1 protein-coding gene is annotated in these 1,291 nt (G+C 70.3%); it reads right to left on the reverse strand.

Going from position 1 to position 1,291, the window contains the following annotated elements; genetic code table 11:
• Positions 1 to 77 precede the first annotated feature (77 nt).
• On the reverse strand, positions 78 to 1,291 hold a 1,214-nt coding region (locus tag CCN39_RS42125), incomplete at its 5' end, for a TRCF domain-containing protein (protein ID WP_279629617.1).

Here is a 1,291-nt window from a genome sequence, read left to right on the forward strand (position 1 = left end):
GTGCAGGCTTCGGATCGGGGCGGTGGGGGGGTCTGGGTGGGGTGCCGGTCAGGCGGCCGCGTGCCGTTCGCCGCCCCCTAGACAGCCGCTGGTTTCTTCGTCAGCTGGTTCAGGAGTTTCGTGCACCAGTCCAGTAGTTCCTCGTCGCGCAATGTTGGGGCGCCGATGCGGCCGCCGGCCGGGCCTTCGGTCGGCTTTGGCACCGATACCGTGTTCGTCACCGCCTTGTACACCGCCTTCGGGTACAGGCGCTTCAGCCGCACCATCTGCGAGTCCAGCAGGGGCAGTGGTGCGAACCGGATCGTGTTGCCCTGGACCGCCACCTCCGTCACGCCCGCCTCGCGGCACGTGTGCCGGAACTTCGCCACCGACAGGAGCCGGTTGACCGGCGCCGGTGGCTGGCCGTAGCGGTCGATGAGCTCCTCGCGGACCGCGTCGAGGCCCTCGGTGTCCGGTGCCGCCGCGATCTTGCGGTACGCCTCCAGCCGCAGCCGCTCGCCCGGGACGTAGTCGTGCGGGATGTGGGCGTCGATCGGGAGGTCGACGCGGACCTCCGCCAGCTCCTCGTCCTCCGCCGGCTCCGCGCCCGCGTGCCGGCGGAACGCGTCGACCGCTTCGCCGACCAAGCGCACGTACAGGTCGAACCCGACGCCCGCGATGTGGCCGGACTGCTCCGCCCCGAGGATGTTGCCCGCGCCGCGGATCTCGAGGTCCTTCATCGCGACCGCCATGCCCGCGCCGAGCTCGGTGTTCTGGGCGATCGTCGCCAGCCTGTCGTGCGCGGTCTCCGTCAGCGGGGCCTCCGGGGGGTACAGGAAGTACGCGTACCCACGGTCACGGCCACGGCCGACCCGGCCGCGCAGCTGGTGCAGCTGGGCCAGCCCGAGCAGGTCACCGCGCTCGACCAGCAGCGTGTTCGCGTTCGAGATGTCGAGGCCGGTCTCGACGATCGTGGTGCACACCAGGACGTCGTACTCGTTCTCCCAGAAACCCTGGATGATCTTTTCGAGCTTGTCCTCGTTCATCTGGCCGTGCGCGGTGACGACGCGCGCCTCCGGCACCAGCTCCCGGATGTGCCGCGCGGCCTTCTCGATCGAGGAGACGCGGTTGTGGACGTAGAAGACCTGGCCGTCGCGCAGCAGCTCGCGCCGGATGGCCGCGCCGACCTGCTTGTCGTCGTACGCGCCGACGTAGGTCAGGATCGGGTGGCGATCCTCCGGCGGGGTCAGGATCGTCGACATCTCGCGGATGCCCGCCAGGGACATCTCCAGCGTGCGCGGGATCGGCGTCG

The sequence above is a fragment of the Amycolatopsis kentuckyensis genome (genome assembly GCF_002155975.1).
GTDB classification, from domain to species: Bacteria; Actinomycetota; Actinomycetes; order Mycobacteriales; family Pseudonocardiaceae; genus Amycolatopsis; species Amycolatopsis kentuckyensis.